The organism is Metabacillus sp. Hm71, from assembly GCF_051842955.2.
Lineage (GTDB): Bacteria > Bacillota > Bacilli > Bacillales > Bacillaceae > Metabacillus.
In genome coordinates, this window is record NZ_CM200278.1 from 4932225 (window position 1) to 4950005 (window position 17781).

Here is a 17781-nt window from a genome sequence, read left to right on the forward strand (position 1 = left end):
CACAATTTTTATGTTCATTTATGTTTATCTTATTTAAGATTATGTTTAATTGAAGTTGATTGTCAAGCATATAGAAAATAAGAAAAGCGCAAGCGCCTTGATCAGCCTAGGGCAAATAAGACGCTCATGAATAGAAGGCGTTCTTTGCCTTCAATTCATGAGTGGCTAGACCCTAGAGAGGCTAGGCGCTGGAGCTAGACACTAAAACTAAGTTCAAAATTTTCTTACCTTTTTAAAAAAACAGTCCGCCCTTAATTGCTAAAGGCAGACTGTATTCAAGCATTATGACCAATTGAAATCAAGGATGACCTTTTGCCAGCTTTTATGCTCAGCAGCGGAATCCATTGCTTCTTTAAAATCGTTAACATTTTCGATCGGTGTAAATTTTTCTGGAAGAATCGCTCGCAAGGTTTCTTGATATTCGATGTTTTGCATGGCTGATAACACGGCATGATAATCAGGTGCTGAGCTTCTGCTGCTTCCATATAAGGTAAGTCCTTTTTCTAATACATCCCGCGTATTAATTGGCACTCTTTCTTCTGTTACTCCCATTAAAATTAGAGAACCACCTCGTGCTAATAAATCAATCGCTTGATTCACTGCACTTTCACTAAATCTCCCTCCTGTACACTCTATAACTATATCCACTTTTTCAGCTTCGAAAATATCAAACTCTTGTACGAGAGCACGATCAGCAAAACTGAATTGCTCAAGCTTTTCTGGAATTGCACCAAAAACTTTCAATCTTGTCTGATCAAGCCCATAAATATGATGAAGCATCGCAGCTGTTAAGTATCCAACTGGACCATCTCCAAAAACAGCAACCTTTACTTTAGGAAATGCTAATTTACCCTTTACTCTGCTTAGCGCATGATAGGAAACTGTACATAATTCAGCCAAGACTGCAATTTCATCTGGAATTTGATCTGAAATTGGAATTGCACACGCTTCTGGTAATACTAAGCGGCTCTGTGCTATTCCATCATAGCCGCTTCCTAAGAAATGATTTTTCTCACTGTAATTATCAATAAACTCTTTATCACATAAAGAACTGCACTCTTCAGTATTCTCTTTTCCAGGTATATTGGGAACAATGACAACTCTTTGACCTACTTTTAGTGAATCTGAGCTGCTTTCTACGATCCTTCCTATTCCTTCATGGAGAAGGGCCATAGGCAGCTTTTTAGCAAGTGCTTCCGGTCTTCTAAGCCCCATATAATACCTTAAATCTGCATGACATATACTTCCTATTGTTGGCTCTACTGCAACTTCACCTTTTCGAATTGACCGTTTAACAGTCATTTCCTCTACTAGTCCCGGACTTACTAAACGAAATGTACGTGAATCCACGGATGTTTTTGTTGTTTGCATACTCCTAGTCCTCCTTATCATCATTAAAAATTGACACTATTCTTCAATTCCCTTTCTACAAATGCTTGAATAAGTGAATAAAATGTTTGTTTTTGTTCATTAATTATGATAATACCATTAAAAATACGAAGTCAAGCATTTTTTTAATGTAAATAAAATGAATATAAGCAATTATGCGCATCCTTTTAAATGAATAATACCCATTATTTATTTAAAAAAATGTGTAAAAATTCATGGGTATATTAATCATTAGGAAACTGCTTTTTCTACTTGTGATTTCTTTTGCTCTGGAACACTAATAAACTTTGTTAATAGGGCACTTACGAAATATAAAATAGCTAAAATCCACATGACTCCTTGAGGGCCAATTTCTCCAATAAAGACACCCACGATTGCTGGTCCAAGAAAAACAGGAAAACCTGCTCCAAGATTTAGAATAGACATAGCAGCTCCTTTATTTTCTTTTACCAAAGATGGGACAAGTGCAGAAAGCGGTACATATCCAGCTAATAGAGCTCCCCATAAGAAACCGATAAAACCTACAACCCAAATGTTTCCAGCAAACCACTGAGGAGCATAATATAACGCTAAAGTCGTAATACCGCATCCCACTCCTCCAAACCACATGATCGTATTTTGCCACCCTAATTTGTCTCCAATGATTCCGAATAAAAGATTAAAGAGAATATTCCCGATAAAAATGGTCCCCCATATTCCAAGCCATGTTGTGGTCGGAATTCCATAATCCTCAAGATAGGTCGGCAAGAAAACAGGAAATGCAAATTGAGCTGTCGTATTGATCGTACGAACGATCCCCCCCAACAACACTTTGGGTTCTTCCTTTACAATAGTAAGCCCTTTCAATAATTCCTTTACTTTGCCTTGTGTCCCTTGTTTCGACTTTCTTTCTAATTTATCTTGATTTACAATTAACGCCAAAATTGCACCAATCACAACAACGATAATGGAGCTCCACAGGGTATTAACATGGCCTAAATGCTGTATAGCCCAAGTTGAATAATAAGCACCCAATACATTTAAACCACCTGTAAACACAAACCAAAACCAGCCTACAGCAGTTCCAAGCTTTTCCTGCGGGGCCCTGTAAGCAATCCACACTAAAAATGAATAAGCAAATAACGGATAACCTAACCCTCTTACAGAATAAAAAACAAGCATCATTCCATAATGTAAATCCGCAGCTACCCCCAAACCAATAAAGCCTGTTGTACCTAAAATATACATGAGTACACCGAGCCACATCGTTCTCTTTGGTCCTAAGGATTCGACTAATACGCCTGAAAACCAAGATGAAAGAGCAATTGTCACACCATACACAGCAAACAACAAGGAATTCTGTTGTACACTAAATCCATTGTCTATCAACCATGGGCTTAACCAAGCAATCTCAAGACCATCCCCCATCATAAAAACCAATACTCCCAAATAGCCCCAAACGAGATTACTCGGCAACCCCATTTTATTTAAAATTGTATTCATGCTTGTTACCTCCTCTATTAAATTTTAAATCTACCAAAATCGAGCTTTTAGAAACGAATGAACATCCACCTCTTTCATTTTTGTTTATTTTCGCTCGTTATCATTAAAATTAATGTCAATTTTAAATTTAGTCAATATATTTTTAACAAAAATTCATAAATTACTTCCGAATTTATAAAATTATTGCTCATTAATGCTCATTTATGTTAAAATCATTTATAGTTTTTGAAAAGGTTTACAATGAGAGGTGTACGTAATAATGACAAAATCACACTATTCAATCGGAATTGATTATGGTTCAGAATCAGGGAGAGTTTTAATTATTAATGTAAAAACCGGGGAGATAAAAGGAATGCATGTCATTCCCTATAAACACGGTGTTATAACTGAATCATTACCTATCAATTCGCAACGAATTCCCATAGGAAGTGCTCTTCAACATCCACAAGATTATTTGGACGTTTTAGAAGTGGGGATACCTTGTGCGATGACCAAAGCCGGCATCCAATCGAATCAAATTATTGGTTTAGGAGTTGACTTTACATCATCTACTATTTTACCAGTAGATCGAGAGCTTACTCCTTTATGTTTTCAAAAGGAGTGGCAGCATTTTCATCATGCTTGGGCTAAGCTTTGGAAACATCATCATACAAAAGTTCAAACAGAAAAAATATATAAATTAGCTGCTAAGAGAAAAGAGAAATGGCTTCGACAATTAGGATTTAATATTTCAGAGGAATGGGCAATTCCGAAAATCTTTGAGGTATTTGAAGATGCTCGCGATTTATATGATGCTTCCGCATCTTTTTTAGAAGCAGCAGACTGGATTGTTTCAACTCTGACATCTTCCCTAACCAGAAACAATTGCTCATTAGGGTTTAAGACTTTTTGGAATGAAAGCGAAGGATTTCCGGAGGCATTTTTTATTGAGCTTGATGCAGAGTTTGGCTCAACACTTCTATCTAAATTACAAGGAAACGTAAAAAATGTCGGGACTTGCGCAGGCTTCCTTACAGAAGAATGGGCAAATAAACTTTCATTACCAATAGGTTTACCAATTGCTACAGGTATCATCGATGCCCATTCCGCTGTATTAGGTACTGGAGTCTATCAATCTGAAACATTACTTATGGTCATGGGCACCTCTACTTGCCACCTTATGCTTAATGATGAGTTAAAGGAAATCCCCGGTATTTCTGGTGTTGTTAAAGACGCTATTTTGCCAGGTATGTATGCATACGAAGCAGGTCAATCCGCTGTGGGCGACCTATTTGGCTCCTATATGAAAAATCATGTGCCTAAATCCTACCATTGCGAAGCAAAAGAAGCAGGTTTATCTATCTTTGACCTCCTCGAAAAGAAAGCACGCTCGCTCTCCCCTGGAGAAAATGGTTTATTAGCACTTGACTGGCATAATGGGAATCGATCCATCTTATCAGATGCTGATTTATCAGGTGTTTTAATTGGACTTACATTACAGACAAAACCTGAAGAAATTTACCGTGCTTATCTTGAAAGTACAGCATTTGGGACAAGAATCATTGTAGAAACCTATTTGGAGTGGGGGATGAAAATAGAAGAAATTGTCGCATGTGGAGGATTACCTCAGCGCAATGACCTTCTTATGCAAATTTATGCCAATGTTTTAAATAAACCAATAAAAGTTTCTAAATCTGATTATGCACCTGCAATTGGCGCTGCCATATTAGGAGCAACTGCCGCAGGTAATAAAAATGGAGGATTTAGCAGGATGGAAGAAGCAGTCAAGCATATGGCTTCACCAGTTGAAAAAACGTATTATCCTCATCCAGAACATGTACAGATCTATGAAAAATTGTTTTACTATTATAAAGAAATGCAAAATTACTATGGTATACAGCATGTAGAAATGATGAAAACATTAAAAAAGCTGCGAAATCAAAAGAATAAACCCATTGAATTAATGTCTACCTAAAAAATAGAGCTTCAATCCTAATAAAAAGGATTTGAAGCTTTTTTATATGATTGCTCTATGCAAATAACATAACTCCAATATTTGCAAGAAATAATATCCATTGAGAAAATCAGAGTTTCAAGGCTTGTACATCCTCTTCCTGAAACAATCCGTTATTAGATTTAAAGCAAGGAGCTTTTGAAATTGATTTTCCACTTACAATATGATTATGATTAATAGGTATCCCCCTTTATTAAAACAGAAAATTCTATAGGATAACATTGGAGGAACCATGTTACAAAAATTTGGCTTTTCACAATATGAGAGTAAAGTTTATGAAGTTCTGGCGACAAGCGAGGAGCCTATGGACGCTACTACCATTGTTAAATATTCAGGTGTCCCAAAGGCAAAAATTTATGAAGTGATCTCACGCATGATTGAAAAAGGCATGATAATGGATTCCATTTCAGATAATAAAAAGCTTTATACCGGGCTGCCACTATCGCTTGCGATTGAAAAATTAACAACAGAATTTCAAGCAAACGTTGAACAATTAAAAAAGAGCGGCATCAAAAAGCGGTCCTACAATGATGAGCATGTCTGGAGCTTAAAGGTGGATACATCCATTCGTGCCCAAAGTAAACAGCTTGTTCAAGAAGCCAAAGAATCAATCCGTATTTCGGCTTGGAAGGATGACCTAGACGAATACCTGCCATTGTTAACTGAAAAAGAAAAACAAGGCGTAGATGTCGAGGTGCTGGTCGTTGGTGAATTGGAAACATCCTTATCGACTATTCATTCACTGATTCCAGCAAAAGAACACCATTCATTAGAACGGTTTCGCTTGATTATCGTTGACGATAAAGAAGTCATTTTTGCCGGCATGGAGGATCAATCCTGGCAAGCCATGAAGACAATGTCAAAACCATTTATCAAGGTTTTTACCGAGTTCTTCTACCATGATGTGGCACTGGCAAAAATTAATGAAAAGCATTTTGATCTGTTGATGAATGATGAAGAGATCAAAAACATTCTGATGAAATTGCGCTACTAGGTATTTTTTTCAATACAAATAGAGGCTGACTCATATGAGCCGCCTCTCTTACCGAAGAAATTAGGAAGAAATCGCTGCTATTAACGCCATATCAATCATATCATTAAAGGTTGTTTGCCGTTCTTCAGCAGATGTTTCTTCACCAGTGATAATATGATCACTAACCGTTAAGATTGACAGGGCATTAACACCATATTTTGCGGCAAGGGTGTATAGAGCGGTTGTTTCCATTTCCACAGCCAGTACCCCGTAAGCGGCTAATTTCTCTACTATTTCCATGCTATCACGATAAAAAATATCCGCTGTTAAAACATTTCCCGCTCGTACAAACAGTCCTTTTTCAACTCCAGAATCATACGCCTTCTTTAATAAATCAAAGCTTGCACATGGGGCAAAATCAATTCCCGGAAAGGTTAGGCGGTTTATATTCGAATCGGTACAAGCTGTCATCGCAACAATGACATCTCGCACATTCACATCCTTTTGAATCGCACCGCATGTTCCCACGCGAATTAAATTTTTTACGCCATAGTCACGAATCAGTTCATTGACATAGATCGAAATAGAAGGAATTCCCATACCAGTACCTTGCACAGACACACGTTTTCCATTAAATGTTCCAGTAAATCCTAACATTCCTCTTACATTGTTATAGCAAATGACATCTTCCAAAAATGTCTCCGCAATATATTTTGCACGAAGCGGATCTCCAGGCAATAGAATAGTTTCTGCGATTTCACCTTGTTTAGCGTTAATATGTGTACTCATTTTATTGATCATGACAATTGGGTAACAATTGTCATGATGTTCACCTCCATCGTAAATAGTAAAAAACTAGATTTATATTTTTTCGTTCATTTCTCTATTTCTAGTAAAAGACATGAACGAATGATCATGTTGAGCCATTGATATCACTGCAGCTCCCAAAGCGGCAATAATAATTAAACCTCCAACTTGAGGGTTTAAGGAGACTGATCCTTTCTCGATCACAACCCCTCCGAGAAACGATCCAAAAGCAATACCAAAATGAAGGGCAGAATTATTTAAGCTTTGCTGAATCTCAGAGGTTTCAGGAGCAGACTCGATTAGATAGCTTTGCATAGCAGGCGTAATCGCCCAGCTTAACATGCTCCAAATCATCATGATCGCTAAAAATAACGGAAGAGCGAAAGTCGTAAATGGAATGGAAAAGATGGCAATTCCAAAAACAACCGTCACAAACAAAATGGTAGGCTTTGTACCGAACCGGTCAGCTAGAAACCCGCCAATACCTCCGCCAGCTACGGCAGCAACACCAAAGATTAAGTAGACAATACTTACCCATGTTCCATCAAGGCCAATCTCCATTTTTAAGTATGGAGTTAAATAGCCATATAGTGTTAAATGCCCTGCCAAAAATAAAAAGGAAGTGAGCTGGGCAAATAATACCTTCCGATTCTTCAACGTACGAAGCTGAACCCTAATCGGTATGGCAGGCTTCGGATCAATTTTATCCATAAAGAAATACACACCGATTACTGAGAGCAGTGTTAACGCGAGAATCAGAATGAATGGAGCCCGCCAGCCAAATTCATTCCCTAACATCAAGCCGATAGGAACACCTAGCACAAGAGAAGCGCTGATTCCCATAAATACCACGCCAATAGCACGCGCCCGGTATTTTTCTGCAACAATGCTTGAAGCAATCGTTACACATAATACGACAAGCAAGGATCCGCTCGCAGCGGAAATAATTCGAGCGATTAACAGCATGCTATAGGATGGACTGAAGACAGCCAAGCCGTTCCCGATGAAAAAGATTAATAACGAAAGCAAGGTTAATCGCTTTCGCTCAACACCCGCTGTCATGGTCAATAAAACCGGTGCCGCAACCGCAAAAACAAGTGAGAACACTGTGATAAGAAATCCTGCTTTTCCCAGGCCTATATTTAAATCTGACGAAATTAAATCAAGGATCCCGCCGATTATCAATTCAACCATTCCAACAACAAACGAAACGATTGTTAATAAGTAGACACGTTTATCCATTCTCTTGCTCCCCTTTTTCAAAGTTACTACTAAGATAGTAACCTAAAACAAAATTCTAAACAAGAGATAATTTAAAAAATGACAAAAATGGATAAATAAAATGCTATAGGAGCAAATACAGTGGCTGATATGATTTATTACGAGCTTTCCAGTAGAGGAGAAATCTTTTCATTGAACTCAAAAACTTTTATTGCCTGTCTAGTAATTAATCAAATAGATTTTAATTATAAAAACAGGATAATAAGCAATTGTAAATTATTTATTGCAACTGCATGAGAATTTATGATGTTTTTCAAAAAATCCACAGATTGGAAAAATCAATAAAATAATCCCTTGAAAATTAGATATTCTCAAGGGATTTTATTGATTAATTTCGTCTTTCATTCACCTAGAATACATTTCCTTACTGCAAAGTTCGCAAAAACTATGATTTTTCAATTACTTGGATGGTTTCTAATTCACCTTGTCAAAAAATCGTTGAAGTTCATTTTGGAGTTGATGAAAAGAGGAAATAACAAATGAGAACGGCAAAGTTTATCGATCAATCGATAAAATTCAACCGCTCCTCTAGATTTTTTTCATACGTTTTTGCAAGTTGCACAATATCATGATCAACAACATTTCTACCTCTCATTTTTGTGATGATCTGATCTAAACATTCTATATTATTATCTATCTTTTGAACATCAGAAAAGAAATCGAGCAGCGCTTCGTTCGATTCTTTTGGACGTGCAAAATCAACCACATAAACTTTATTACGTAAAATCAGGTTGTATCTCGTCGTCATTTTATTCTTCCTCCCTATTTCTAGCTTTCCTATATTTAGTAGTTCTATTATAACTGAATATTCAGTTAATTGTCGTTAAAAAAATTTTCCAAAAAAATTAGAATGGGACGATAACATTATTTCGTCCCATAATAAAGCTATGCTTCCTCTAATAAGGCTTTTGCCGTTTGCTCATCAGTAACAAGAACATCTATTAGTTTCCCTTCCAATGATGCCTTTATCGCCTTAACTTTTTCCACTCCGCAAGCTACTCCAACAACTAGCGGAATATCTTTTAGTTTCTCTACTTCCAAAGCAATAACTTTTTCATTCCATGACACATTTGATGCCTGTCCATGCTCATTGATAAAGTTATAACAAATATCTCCGACTACATCTGATTGATCAAAATATTCTTGATGCTCCTGCCCTAAATAGGACTTTACCATTGTCGAATGTTCAGGAGTTCCGCCAATCCCTACAATCGCTATATTCGCTTTCGTACCTAAAGAAAAGATATTCTGGATTGAGGTTTGCCTCATAAAGATTTCTTTCGCTTCTTTCGAATCTACAACAACCGGAGCATGGAGGAGCTTATATTGAGCTTGCATTCTTTCAGCAAACGTAGCTGCTATATGATTGGCATGAATATCAACCCGCTCATTTCCCATTCCGCCAACTAGCGGGACAAACGTAACAGTTGGAAATTGCTGGTTGGTAGAAATCGCTTCTACCATTTCATGTATCGTCGTTCCAGACGAAACTCCAATGGTTTGTCCATCCCGGATGACTCTTAGCAGATATTTACCCGCTGCAGCTCCTACTCGAGCCTTTGATGATTCATTACCAAGGTTTGGAACACAAACCACTTCACGCAGCCCATATAACCGTTCAATCTTTCCTTCAAGCTGTCTAAAGGGGTGAATGGTATCGTCGTGAATAATAATTTCCACAATCCCAAGCTCTCGGGCTTTGGAGAGGTATTTCGAGATCAGCGAACGGCTTACCCCAATTTCGTCGGCAATCTGTGATTGAGTAGCCCCCTCCTCATAGTACATATGTGCAATTTTTACAAGCAATCTTCTATCTTCAAAAAAGGACAAATCAGCACCCCCTTTATTCCGTTCTTTTCAATTCATGTCTAGGTGACATTACCCTTTAAATTCTATTACACTGCCATCTTTAAATTTTGGAAGCTCATAAGGACTTGCAAATACAGCTCCTGGAAGAACTTGTTCAGCTGGCTCTGAGAAATAAATTGAAATATGACCAAGTTCCTTTAGATTATTGTTTGCTGCTGAGCCTACTGCTGTAATGGTAAATTGTTGATCATCTACTTGAAGAATGCCTCCAACCTTAATTGGTTCATCTGAGCTATCTTCTTCGAATTCATGAATAACAGCTACTTCTTTTAGTTCTTGAGGTGCTTGAGGACCAAATAAGATGACAATTTTTTCTTCTTCAAATGATAAGGCTAATGCTCCAATTTCTTTTACTATACTTTTATACATGTTCATTCCTCCATTTTTAGATAGCATTCTACACTATTAAAAGTTTACTCATACATTCCAAAACTCGCAACATAAGCGATGACAACAGCAAGTACACCTGTGATTAAGCGACTGTACAATACAGCAGGCACCCCATATTGAACGGTTTCCGGTTTTGCTTCACCTAATGATAAACCAACCGGTACGAAGTCCGCACCAACCTGCCCATTTATAGCAAATAATGCTGGAAGGGCAAACTGCGGCGGAATGTTTCCTGCAGCTATTTGCGTACCAATCAACACCCCAATTACTTGTGCAATGACGGCACCAGGACCAAGCACTGGAGATAAAAATGGCAAGGTACAAACAAAAACAATGACGATTAAGCCCCAAAGTGAACCTGCCAATGGTGATAGGAAATTCGCAATCACATCACCGATTCCAGTGTAATTGATGATTCCAATTAACATACTGACAAATGCCATAAAAGGAATAATGTTTTTAATCAACATGTCTACGGAATCACGGCCTGCTTGATAGAATGTTCCAGTAACCTTTCCAATGCCTCTTGAAAATTTCATTAAGAAATTATCATTGCTTTCTCGATTTTCTTTCTTTAACTTCTCATAGTTTTCTTTAAAGCTTTCTTTATCCTTAGTATCAAACTTAGGAGTTTCTGCTTCTTCTTGCTGGCTTGTTACAACTGTTGCTTCGTCAGCTAGTTTAATTTCTTTCTCCGTTACACCTGATACAAATATATCTTCTGTAATGTGTTTTGCTAACGGGCCAGATGGAGAAGAAGGCAAAATATCCACTGTTGGAATACGCTTCATTGGATATAGACCGATTCTTGCTGTTCCTCCACAGTCAATAACAACGCACATCATCTCATCTTCAGGTACAGAGTTTTTGAAGCCATCGACAGCTTCCGTTCCTGATAACTCTGCAATTTTCTTGGCAACAGGGTGAATTCCGCCACCTGTAATGGAAACAACCTTTACTTTTTTTCCTTTCGGTTCAATTCTAAGACCGACTCCCCAACCGCCTGAACCTTTATCAACAAAAATTGCTCGTTGTGTCATGATGATACCTCCTCGTAATTAAGAATTCGCTTCCATTTTTCTAGCAAGATATTTTGTAATCAACTCTGTGATTACTCCGCGCATCAACATAATGACAATCCCGACTAAGAAGTAACGAACCGCAAGTTCTGACATCGAATAGCCTGCTTCCGCTAAACCATTGGCGATTCCCAAATAAACAAAGAGCTCACCAGCATTAGCATACGGAAATAACGCTGTAACTGGATGTAAGAAGGATACTAAAGAATCAAAAAAGGCTGGTTTTTGTTTTTCTGGAACAAAACGACCAAATGTATAAGCCATTGGATTCGTTAATAACAAGATTGATAAGATTGGCATTAACGTATATCGTAAGATCATATATTTAGCAGCGAATTGAATAACTTTATTAACTCTATCTTCCCCAACAAATTTAATAACAGCATACGTAAATGTTAATAAAACAACTAACGTTGGAACAATGCCAGTTAATAGACTCATAAATTGTTTTCCACCAGCATTAAACATTCCAATAAAATGTTCACCAAACCATTGAATCCATTCCATTATTTAAACACTCCTTCCCATTAAACCATGGAGATATTTTTTTTCGATATCGACAACAAGGCATTTTCAGCAGCTTTTGCAAGAGCTGAACTGATTGCTGGCATTTTTTTGCGCTTCTCCCCGCTATTTTCTTGAACACTATCTAGTACAGCTCCTACATGCTGTCCTTTATATTTCTCCAACTCTTTAAACTTTGATAATACCGAAAAACCATTTACGACATGACATTCTTGAATAATATATTGATTGTCCACCACTAGCATCGCAATCGCTCCAGGGCGGAATTGCCGTCTTTCCATACCAGAAAACAAATAATATCCCTCTTTCTGAGTGTAACGGCTTACAATCTTATCCATACTTTTTCGATAATAACGTACTTGTATAAAGGTTAGGGCATATTGAATGACTAATAAACAACAGAGAATAATGGCAATTTTCATAAAGAGCATCCACCCCTCATTTATGTTTTCTAAAAGGTGTTACAAAACTGATGAAAAGATTTGGCTTGCAACACCCTTTATAGTTTTACAATACGATTGTACTTTCCCTTAAACTGTTGGGAATAACGTATCTTGAAGCGCTCTCAGCTTCCAAACTGTTGTTGAATGATCTAATTCAACATCGTCAGTTGTAAGGAATTGACCTTGACGAATATCCCTTTTCGCAACAACCTTTCCGCTGATGAGGCCGATTGGAATATGTCCGTTACGCTTCATTTCTTGATGTGTTTCAAGAACACCGCGTACAGAATAACCGCCAATACCATCTAATGTTTCTCCTGCTTTAATATCACGTTTTGCAACCGTAACCGTATCTGATACCGGTGCACCTAACGGATGAATCGATGAATCATGTTGTAAAACAGCCTTTGCGATTGTAATTGGTGTTTCTAAACTTGCTAAGTGATATGGGCGATATAGAATGTGATGGTCTCTTTCACCTTTTTTCAACAAATAATTTAATTCATGTGCTACACCTTCATTTTGTCCCTTTACAATGACAAATACCCCAGGTGCCAGACCGTCTACATATTCAACTACACCATATTGACTTAAAACTCCGCCTTTTTCTTTAAGATCTAAATCTTTTAATACGGAATCAAGATCCCCAGCAATACCATGCATTCCAACAACATCTGGAACAAATCCAATCGCATTGGACAATAAGTTCATTTCCGCCATCGTTTTCGTACCATCTTGGAACGCAGCCAGCATATGTGCTGCCATTTTATTCTTTTTAGCTTCTTCTCTTGCTGTATCTGGATTTGCTGTAACTCGTAATTTGTTATTCTTTCCTTTACCAGCAACTAAAACTTCCATACCCATTGTTTTCGCAAACTCATATAACTCAAGTGTTGCTGCTGGCTCATCACCTGCTGACCCTGTGTAAACCAAGCCAGCATTTTTAAATTGTTGATGCATGATGGAACCGATTGTGATATCGACTTCAACATTTAATAAAACAAGGTGTTTTTTAGCTGTTAAAGCCTCTAAAGAAATATTAGCTCCAACTTCTGGAACACCAGTAGCATCAACAATTACTTCAACATTTGGAGAATGAATCACTTCACGAAAATCATTTGATACAACGATTGATTCTTTTCTTGCTGAATGTGATAGATAGAAATCTTCGGCTCTTTTTGCTGCCTCTAAATTGATATCACTAATTCCTGTAACACTCATCCCAGGAATCGTAGAAATTTGAGCAATCATTCCAAAACCCATTTGTCCAGCACCGATGACTCCTACTTTAATTGGTTCATTCGCACGTTCTCTTTCTAAAAGCTGTTGATAAATAGACATATTCTAATATCCTCCCTTTGTGTAAATCAAAAATATATAACTTTTGTTAATCTCAATAACACTTTTAAAACTTACATAACAATTATTCCTTTTAAGAACAAAAATAATTAATTTGTAACATATGTTACAATCATTATCATTTGCTACTGGTTATGTGTTCATTCTAAAATGAAATGAAAGGGTTGTCAACAATAAAATTTGAAATAATATAGGTGAAGGGGTAAAAATATGATGTAGGCGGGTTTCATTCATACATATTTTTAAGAGTGTTTATAAATTGCAGGAAGCTAAGGCAGCGTTCTTAAAGGGCTACTCTGGTAAACTTAAGCTATCAGAGGAGTTTTATGCTATTGGCCATTTGTTTTATCGTGAAATTCCGGTATATCGGCGATTTTTTACAATTTATCGGCGAAATTCCAATTTTATCGGCTATTTTTTCGATTTATCAGCGAAATTCCAATTTTATCGGCTATTTTTTCGATTTATCAGCGAAATTCCAATTTTATCGGCTATTTTTTCGATTTATCAGCGAAATTCCAATTTTATCGGCTATTTTTTCGATTTATCAGCGAAATTCCAGATTTCCTTTTTAAATAAATTTATAATGGAACCTATTTCAAAAATATCAGAGAATCGTTTACAAGGAGGAAGTAAGATGAAAAAGCAAATTCAAATTATTAGAGGAGAACAAATAGTAAAATCATTGGAAAATACAAGTAGACAGTACTTAGTAGGAAGGTTATCACGCCCTCAAGAGCTTGATTATATCGAAGATGAAAAGTTGGAGATTGGGATTACTTCATATGATGAATATATTAGCGAATTTCCGCATTATCATACACAAGCTTATGAATATCAGTTTATTGTGAAAGGGATGACCGAATATATAGATGTAGAAACCAGAGAAGTATATACCTTTAAACAAGGCGACTTTTATGTGACACCTCCTGGAATTAAGTATGCACAACGTTCACAACCAGGTACCGAGATTTTTTTCGTTAAAACACCGCCAGGAAACGATAAACAGGTGATTGAGACGACGGATGAAATAAAAGAATGGTTACAAGGAGGAAAATAATAAAGCCAACTTGGATTGTTCGTTTAACTGAAACAAGGATACATAAAATAATCCACCGTTTTTTTGTTCAAAACTGGTGGATTATTTTTTATTAAAAATTAATTATTGCTTTTTCTTGTACTTTCTAATTATTTTTCTTGATTCGTTTAAATCATGCATTAACCGATAAGGTTTGCTGGCAATTCTTATTGGGAGTTTCGATAAAAAGCTGCTTAGATCCTTCTTATACTCACTCGTTATTCGAGATGGCTTTGTTGAGACGCGTTCATATATCTCTTTGTAAAATTCTTTCATAATATCCACCTTCAGCTCAACGATATGATGACATTCCTTGCATTCAATTCTGGTAATTTCATCATTAAGATATACGAGCACATGTGGTGTCTCATCATTGCAATAAATACAAAAAAGATTAGCATCCATCTCAGATCTTTTCAATGTTTATCGCCCCTTTTTCATCAATTGCTAAAGTAAAACTTTATTTCGCGATATCTCCCTACACTAATACTAAACATTAAAACTAACGCTATACAATAAAGCGAATCTTTGTCATGGTTATTATACTATAGGTCCCCCACTCTTTCTAAAAGAGCTGCTGCTGTTGATTCATCAATGATTAACACGTCAAGGCAGTGGCTATTTAGTGCTCCTAAAATACTTTCAACTTTATTTAATCCTTCTGCCACAGCAATAACATCATCAATTTCCTTTAGTTCTTCCAAGGTTATTCCAATCACCTTATCATTTATAGGGTGATTGATTAACCTTCCATTTATATCGACAAAGCGGGATGAGATATCACCCACGGTTTCCACCTTTTTAAATTCCTCTAATTCTTTTGCTGTTAAGTAACCGATTTTTTCTAGGATGGAATCATGATATGGGTTTCCAATGCCGACAATAGCCATATCAACATTTTTTCCTTCTTCAAGGACATATTTAACGTCTGTCATATCGACTAACCGTTCTTTTAATTCCCCAGACTCAATAAAAGCCGGGACATAAAGATACGAGCACGCTGCATTCATTTTTTTCGCCAATTCATAAGCTAATTGATTAGCATGAATTTCAACATGCTGACTTCCCATTCCTCCTACTAATGGGACAATTTTCATATGCTCTCTTCTTTCAAACGGGTATTCCTTCACAAACTCCGCTAACGTCGTTCCCCAGCTGATTCCTATCTTTTTTACACGCTTTAAATTTTTGGATACGTAGTTTGCTGCTGCCTGACCGACTGCTTTTTTGCTTAGCTCTTTGGAACTTGCATTTGGAACAACGACAGCGTCCTTTAAGTTAAATCTTGTCTCAAGTTTGTTTTCAAGCTCAACTGTATGTAAGCTTTCATCCTTAATAAACACTTCGACTATTCCGTATTCCTTAGCCTTTTGCAGATGCTTCGAGATAACAGGCCTTGATACTCCAACCCTTTTCGCAATCTGCTCCTGAGTTAATCCTTCTATATAATACAAGCTAGCCGTTTTCACTAGCTGTCTTCTTTCTTCCCAGCTTAGCATAGCTTCACCTCAAGCCTTTAATTATATGTTTTAGTTCTATCATATCGTATTTACTGGTTGGACTGCTATGGTAAGAGTGTGTTTTTATACCAAAAACAGAAAACACCTCTCTTTTAATAAATAGGGAGGTGAACTTCATCTCTTATTGCTGTTCTATATTAGGAGCTTTTATACGTTCTCCCGCCATCTAATAAGATAACTTGCCCATGAATGTATTTAGCTTGATCACTGCATAAATATTTAACAGCACTCGTAATATCGGAAGGCTTTCCCAATCTCCCGATAGGAATTTCATTTGTTAATTGTTGCTTCGCTTCATGTGAAGGATATAGTGAATCAAGCATTTCAGATTCAATCACTCTCGGTGCCAAAACATTAATAGTTATCCCCAACTTACCTAAATCTGTTACTAATGATCTTATGAATCCGAATGCTCCCCCTTTAGAAGAGGCATAGTGGATTCCACCGCCGGATCCTGTTATGGCAGAACCCGACCCTATAATGACGACACTGCCACCAAATTCTAAAATAGGATAAAATGACTTTATACTATAAAATAAACCATGCAAATTAACGGCCATCGTCTTCTTCCACGTTTCCCAATCAATTTCTTCAAATTTTATTCGCTTTGTAATCCCTGCTGAGTAGACCAGAAGATCGATTGTTCCAATTTGCTCCTTTACTTGCTTTGCTAAATCTTCAATGCTCTTCCATTCGCTAGCATCTGCTTCAAAAACAAAAAGTTTATTTTCCTTTCCATATTCATTCTTCATTTTGGTAAGAGCCTGTTTATTAATGTCAGCAATCGCCACCGTATTGCCTTCCATTACGAAACTCAAAGCAATGTCCTTACCAATACCAGCCGCTCCCCCGATAACTAAAACATTCTTCATTTTATGGTGGCCTCCTTGCCTATAAAAAGAGTTTCCCCATTTACCAAACATGTAGAGGATGAGCTTAAAAGTAAAATCATATTGGCTATTGTTGCTCTGATGTTCATTTTTATCTGTTCCGATAAGGATTCATCATGAAGTTGAACAGAAGGAGAAATGGTATTGACCCTAACTCCTTTTTCTTTATATTCTCTTAATATCCCTTTTGTTAACGCGTCTAGAGCACTTTTTGTTGACGCATAATGGGGACCTATTCCTCCTGTCTCAGCTGCTTGGGAGGAAATATTAACAATAACTCCTCCTCCATTTTCCACCATTAAAGGTATAATCTCCTGGCAACATAAAAACGGAACATCTAAATTAACCGCAAAAGTATCTAGCCATTCCTCAGGTGTTAATTCGTGTAAAGATCTTGGAGAAGCAATCTCTGATAAATTAATGAGGATATCTATTTTTCCACTCTTATCCAATATCTCTCCGATTAAGGATTTTACTGTGTAAGGAGTTCTTAAATCACCTGTTATTGTTTGTATTTTACTACCATCAATGCGAAGTTTAGTAAAAATCTCCTCAACCAAATGGTCTTCATTAAATTGGTGTTGCCATACATTAGCACCTGCTTTTTCAAGTATTTCACAAATCTCGATACCGAGATGATCTGCCACACCTGTGACCAGTGCTACTTTATTATTCAAATTGAAATGATACATGGCACCCTCCA

At 36.9% G+C, this 17781-nt stretch carries 18 protein-coding genes; 3 read left to right on the forward strand and 15 right to left on the reverse strand.

Annotation, left to right across the window (positions count from 1 at the left end; all coding sequences use genetic code 11):
* Positions 1-282: 282 nt before the first annotated feature.
* Positions 283-1371 (reverse strand): zinc-binding dehydrogenase, encoded by a 1089-nt coding sequence (locus ACSVDH_RS24320; RefSeq protein WP_439252899.1) that lies wholly within the window; start codon positions 1369-1371, stop codon positions 283-285.
* Between the two features lie 249 nt (positions 1372-1620).
* On the reverse strand, positions 1621-2871 hold the full coding sequence (locus ACSVDH_RS24325; RefSeq protein WP_439252898.1) for an MFS transporter: 1251 nt from the start codon (positions 2869-2871) through the stop codon (positions 1621-1623).
* A gap of 259 nt (positions 2872-3130) precedes the next feature.
* Here ACSVDH_RS24325 and ACSVDH_RS24330 point away from each other — a divergent pair, with 259 nt between their 5' ends.
* Both ACSVDH_RS24330 and ACSVDH_RS24335 read left to right on the forward strand, forming a co-directional pair.
* Positions 3131-4825, forward strand: a complete 1695-nt coding sequence (locus ACSVDH_RS24330; RefSeq protein WP_439252897.1) for a ribulokinase — start codon at positions 3131-3133, stop codon at positions 4823-4825.
* A 271-nt stretch (positions 4826-5096) separates the two neighbouring features.
* Positions 5097-5858 carry a TrmB family transcriptional regulator gene (locus ACSVDH_RS24335; RefSeq protein ID WP_299090903.1) on the forward strand — a complete coding sequence of 254 codons (762 nt, stop codon included), beginning with the start codon at positions 5097-5099 and terminating at the stop codon, positions 5856-5858.
* Positions 5859-5918: 60 nt separating this feature from the next.
* On the opposite strand, the gene deoD is transcribed toward ACSVDH_RS24335, so the two are convergent.
* From deoD to ACSVDH_RS24380, 9 genes are all read right to left on the reverse strand, one after another.
* The gene (gene deoD, locus ACSVDH_RS24340; RefSeq protein ID WP_439252896.1) at positions 5919-6626 is read right to left on the reverse strand and encodes a purine-nucleoside phosphorylase; all 708 of its coding nucleotides are present in this window, start codon (positions 6624-6626) and stop codon (positions 5919-5921) included.
* A gap of 72 nt (positions 6627-6698) precedes the next feature.
* Positions 6699-7886 carry an MFS transporter gene (locus ACSVDH_RS24345; protein ID WP_439252895.1) on the reverse strand — a complete coding sequence of 396 codons (1188 nt, stop codon included), beginning with the start codon at positions 7884-7886 and terminating at the stop codon, positions 6699-6701.
* A 541-nt stretch (positions 7887-8427) separates the two neighbouring features.
* Positions 8428-8673, reverse strand: coding sequence for a hypothetical protein (locus ACSVDH_RS24350; protein WP_439252894.1), 246 nt, complete (start codon positions 8671-8673; stop codon positions 8428-8430).
* A gap of 137 nt (positions 8674-8810) precedes the next feature.
* Entirely contained in the window at positions 8811-9755 is a 945-nt protein-coding gene (locus ACSVDH_RS24355) for a sugar-binding transcriptional regulator (RefSeq protein ID WP_439252893.1), read from the reverse strand.
* A gap of 48 nt (positions 9756-9803) precedes the next feature.
* A complete protein-coding gene (locus tag ACSVDH_RS24360; protein WP_299090915.1) occupies positions 9804-10163 on the reverse strand; it encodes a PTS glucitol/sorbitol transporter subunit IIA in 360 nt (119 codons plus the stop codon).
* A 44-nt stretch (positions 10164-10207) separates the two neighbouring features.
* Positions 10208-11224 carry a PTS glucitol/sorbitol transporter subunit IIB gene (srlE, locus tag ACSVDH_RS24365; protein ID WP_299090917.1) on the reverse strand — a complete coding sequence of 339 codons (1017 nt, stop codon included), beginning with the start codon at positions 11222-11224 and terminating at the stop codon, positions 10208-10210.
* An 18-nt stretch (positions 11225-11242) separates the two neighbouring features.
* Positions 11243-11770, reverse strand: a complete 528-nt coding sequence (srlA, locus tag ACSVDH_RS24370) for a PTS glucitol/sorbitol transporter subunit IIC (protein WP_439252891.1) — start codon at positions 11768-11770, stop codon at positions 11243-11245.
* A gap of 20 nt (positions 11771-11790) precedes the next feature.
* Positions 11791-12210, reverse strand: coding sequence for a transcriptional regulator GutM (locus ACSVDH_RS24375; RefSeq protein ID WP_299090922.1), 420 nt, complete (start codon positions 12208-12210; stop codon positions 11791-11793).
* Positions 12211-12318: 108 nt separating this feature from the next.
* Complete coding sequence (locus ACSVDH_RS24380) at positions 12319-13572, reverse strand: NAD(P)H-dependent oxidoreductase (protein WP_439252890.1); 1254 nt, start codon at positions 13570-13572, stop codon at positions 12319-12321.
* A gap of 277 nt (positions 13573-13849) precedes the next feature.
* Here ACSVDH_RS24380 and ACSVDH_RS24385 point away from each other — a divergent pair, with 277 nt between their 5' ends.
* Positions 13850-14650 (forward strand): cupin domain-containing protein, encoded by an 801-nt coding sequence (locus tag ACSVDH_RS24385; RefSeq protein WP_518617392.1) that lies wholly within the window; start codon positions 13850-13852, stop codon positions 14648-14650.
* A 102-nt stretch (positions 14651-14752) separates the two neighbouring features.
* On the opposite strand, the gene ACSVDH_RS24390 is transcribed toward ACSVDH_RS24385, so the two are convergent.
* The 4 genes from ACSVDH_RS24390 to ACSVDH_RS24405 form a co-directional block, all read right to left on the reverse strand.
* Positions 14753-15088 carry a bh protein gene (locus tag ACSVDH_RS24390; RefSeq protein WP_299090932.1) on the reverse strand — a complete coding sequence of 112 codons (336 nt, stop codon included), beginning with the start codon at positions 15086-15088 and terminating at the stop codon, positions 14753-14755.
* A gap of 125 nt (positions 15089-15213) precedes the next feature.
* The gene (locus tag ACSVDH_RS24395; protein ID WP_439252886.1) at positions 15214-16167 is read right to left on the reverse strand and encodes a sugar-binding transcriptional regulator; all 954 of its coding nucleotides are present in this window, start codon (positions 16165-16167) and stop codon (positions 15214-15216) included.
* A gap of 158 nt (positions 16168-16325) precedes the next feature.
* Positions 16326-17060: an SDR family NAD(P)-dependent oxidoreductase gene (locus ACSVDH_RS24400; protein WP_439252885.1), complete on the reverse strand. Its 735-nt coding sequence runs from the start codon at positions 17058-17060 to the stop codon at positions 16326-16328.
* Positions 17057-17770 (reverse strand): SDR family NAD(P)-dependent oxidoreductase, encoded by a 714-nt coding sequence (locus tag ACSVDH_RS24405; protein ID WP_439252883.1) that lies wholly within the window; start codon positions 17768-17770, stop codon positions 17057-17059. The genes ACSVDH_RS24400 and ACSVDH_RS24405 overlap by 4 nt, the downstream gene beginning before the upstream one ends.
* Positions 17771-17781: the final 11 nt, after the last annotated feature.